The organism is Micromonospora sp. M51 (assembly GCF_018070305.1).
Taxonomy (GTDB): Bacteria; Actinomycetota; Actinomycetes; order Mycobacteriales; family Micromonosporaceae; genus Micromonospora; species Micromonospora parva.
Window position 1 is genome coordinate 1 of sequence record NZ_JAGPXZ010000684.1, and the last position, 3,351, is coordinate 3,351.

At 72.4% G+C, this 3,351-nt stretch carries 3 protein-coding genes and 1 pseudogene; all 4 read right to left on the minus strand.

Features of this window, described 5'->3' with window-relative positions; genetic code table 11:
- Positions 1–644 (minus strand): annotated as a pseudogene (locus KBX53_RS27015) (hypothetical protein); the annotation flags it as partial.
- Positions 641–1,135: a SigE family RNA polymerase sigma factor gene (locus KBX53_RS27020; RefSeq protein ID WP_030333215.1), complete on the minus strand. Its 495-nt coding sequence runs from the start codon at positions 1,133–1,135 to the stop codon at positions 641–643. The pseudogene KBX53_RS27015 and the gene KBX53_RS27020, both read right to left, overlap by 4 nt.
- Positions 1,136–1,175: 40 nt before the next feature.
- Positions 1,176–2,966, minus strand: coding sequence for a 3-hydroxyacyl-CoA dehydrogenase family protein (locus KBX53_RS27025; protein ID WP_210862348.1), 1,791 nt, complete (start codon positions 2,964–2,966; stop codon positions 1,176–1,178).
- Between the two features lie 150 nt (positions 2,967–3,116).
- Positions 3,117–3,351 (minus strand): alpha/beta fold hydrolase (locus tag KBX53_RS27030; protein WP_369010013.1); only part of this gene is annotated, 235 nt, incomplete at its 5' end.

The following is a 3,351-nucleotide window of genomic DNA, read 5'->3' on the forward strand; positions in this document are numbered from 1 at the left end:
GCGCTCCTGGCCGCCTGCAGCGCCGCGTCGGTGGGCGCCACCGTGCGCAGGCGGGCGAAGAGGCCGGGCACCGGCTGCCACCGCAGCACCCAGATCGGATCGGCGCCGCCCGCGGAGAGCCGCTCCAGCTGACCGTCGTAGGGCGGGTCCGCCGGTTGCGGGACGTACCTGTCGCCCTCCAGGTGGACCTCCTCGGCGACGGCGGCGCTGCGGGCGAGGGAGAAACTGACCGGCGCCGCACCGCCGAGATCCAGTTGGGCGCTCTCCAGGCCGGCCGCCGACCGCCAGCTCAGGTAGCGGGCGTGAGCCGGGTCGACGCCGAAGTGCAGCAGACCGGGGTCCTTTCCGACCAGATCAGGCCGGGTGAGTGCCCCCGGCACCCCGGGGGCCGCCGCCGGCGTGGCCGCCTGGTCTGCCGGTTTCGCCCCCGTCCACGGCACCCGCACGGGCAGCCCACCGCCGCCCGCCACGCCGAGGCCGAGCACGGTCACCACGCCGAGCGCCGTCCCGCCCACCGCGGCCCATCGCCGCATCCGCCGGGCCCGGCCCCGGGCAACCGCCCCGCTGGTCAACCGGCTGATGTCCACCTGACCCTCGGCGTGCTTCCGCAGGGTGGAGATGATCCGCTCGTCGAGGTCTGTCACGGTCGGCTCCCGTTGCTGGCCGGGGCACCGCAGCGCTCCCGGAGGTTGGCGAGCGCCCGCATCGCGTGGGTACGGACGGTGACCGGCGAGCAGTTCAGGATCTGCGCGATCGTCGCGTCGTCGAGGTCCTCGTAGTAGCGCAGCACCAGGACCGCCCGCTGACGGTCGGGCAGGCCCAGGATCAGCCGCCACATCTCGTCCCGGTCGGCCGCTTCGCCGCCCAGGTCGCCCCGGTGCGCCCGCTCGGCGAAGGTGTCGACGACCAGTTCCCGGCTGGACCGTCGCCTCCACCAGGAGATGTTGGCGTTGACCAGCATCCGGCGCACGTACACGTCCGGACGGTCGGCACGGGCGATCCGGCGCCACTGCACGTACGCCTGGGACAGCACGTCCTGGGCAAGGTCCTCGGCCCGGTGCTCGTCACCGGTCAGCAGCCGGGCGAGCCGGACCAGCGCCGGACCCCGGCTGCTGACGTACTCCTCGAAGGTCACACCCTGCAGACGCGCCCAGCGCCCGCGAGCGTTGACCCGGTCAGCGGTGTGAGTGGTCGCGGAAGCCGCGGCGGGTCTTGCGGCCCAGATAGCCGGCGGTGACCAGGTGCTCCAGCAGCGGCGCGGGCGCGAAGCCCGGCTCGCGCAGCTCCAGGTACAGCTCGCGTTGGATGGCCAGGGAGACGTCCAGCCCCACCACGTCCAGCAGCTCGAACGGGCCCATCGGGTAGCCGCAGCCCAGCTTCATGGCGTGGTCGATGTCGTCGGCCGTGGAGTAGCTGGCCTCCAGCATCTTCACCGCGTCGTTCAGGTACGGGAAGAGCAGCGCGTTGACGATGAACCCGGACCGGTCGCCGCAGACCACGCCGGTCTTGCCGAGGGCGGCGCAGACGGCGCGGGCGGTGGCGGTGGCCTCCGGGGAGGTGCGGATGGTGCGGACGACCTCGACCAGCGGCATGACCGGCGCCGGGTTGAAGAAGTGCAGCCCCACCACGTCGGCCGGCCGCTGGGTGGCCATCGCCACGTCGATCACCGGCAGCGACGAGGTGGTGGTGGCCAGCACGACGCCCGGCTTGCAGATCTCGTCGAGGCTGGCGAAGAGGGCCTTCTTGACGCTCAACTCCTCGACGACCGCCTCGACCACCAGGTCGACGTCGGCGAGGTGGTCGAGCGTGGCGGACCAGCTGATCCGGCCCAGCGCGGCGTCCCGGTCGGTCTCGGCGAGCTTGCCGCGCACCACGCCCTTGTTCAGCGAGGTCTTCACCGCCTCGCAGACCTTCGCGGACTTCTCCGCGCCGCGGGTGACCGAGACGACCTCGTAGCCGGCCTTCGCGAACACCTCGATGATCCCGGTGGCCATCGTCCCGGAACCCACCACGCCCACCTTCGCGATGGCGCGAGCCCCGTCGGCGAGCGCCGACTCCGTGGCCAGCGGCGTCGCCTCATCCGGTACGACCACCGGGGAGCCGGGCCGCTCGTAGGTGTAGAAGCCCCGGCCGGACTTCCGGCCGAGCAGTCCCGCCGTCACCATCTGCTTGAGCAGCGGCACCGGGGCGTGCCGGCGGTCCCGCCCGCCGCGCCGGTACATGGTATCGAGGATCTCGTACGCGGTGTCCAGACCGATGAGGTCCATCAGCGCCAGCGGGCCCATCGGCAGGCCGCAGCCGAGCTTCATCGCGGCGTCGATGTCCTCCCGGGTCGCGTAGTGCGACTCGAACATGCCGACGGCGTGGTTGAGGTAGCCGAAGAGCAGCGCGTTGGCGATGAAGCCGGCCCGGTCGTTGATGGTGACGTCGACCTTGCCGAGCCGGGCGCAGAGCGCCTCCACGTCGGCGACCACCTCGGGCGCGGTGACGACGGTGCGGACCACCTCGACCAGCTTCATCACCGGGGCCGGGTTGAAGAAGTGGATGCCGATCACCTGGTTGGGTCGGCTGGTGGCCACCGAGATCTCGGTGACGCTCAGCGACGAGGTGTTGGTGGCGAGGATCGTGTCGGGGCGGCAGACCCGGTCCAGCTCCGCGAAGATCCGCTGCTTGAGGTCCAGGTGCTCGGGCACCGCCTCGATGACCAGGTCGACGGAGTGCAGCGCGTCCAGCCCGACCGCGAAGTGCACCCGCTCGTGCAGGGCGTCGCGGTCCGCCTCGGCGAGCTTGCCCTTGGCGACCGCCCGGTCGGTGGAGCCCTTCAGGGTGGCCCGGCCGCGTTCCAGGGCGGGTGCGGAGATCTCCACGGCCACCACGTCGATGCCGTTGCGGGCGAAGACCTCGACGATGCCGGCACCCATGGTGCCCAGCCCGACCACGCCTACGGTGCTGAACTCGCGCGCCACGACCGGCCTCCCCAGAGACTCCGCACGACCACTGAACGGCCGCTAAGGTTATGCGCGCGAGTCTGCCACGTGACGGTGAGTTGTCGAGACGCCGTGGCATATTTCACCCACGGCACGGCGCTGCTTTCCGGCCGACCGTCGGGCCGTCGGTCAGGCGGTCGACCCGCTGGTCAGGGCCAACAACTCGGCGACGAACTCCGCCGGGCGCTCCAGGTGCGGGCTGTGTCCGCAGGCGGGCAGCACCACCTCGTGGTACGCCCCGCCGGCCGCCGCGTACCGGTCGAGCACCGCCCGGGTCTGGCCGACCATCGGCTGCGGCGGGCAGGCGTCCGCGCCGGGCCAGCCGGGCACCAGGTCCAGCGACCCGAGGTACGCCAGGTCGTAC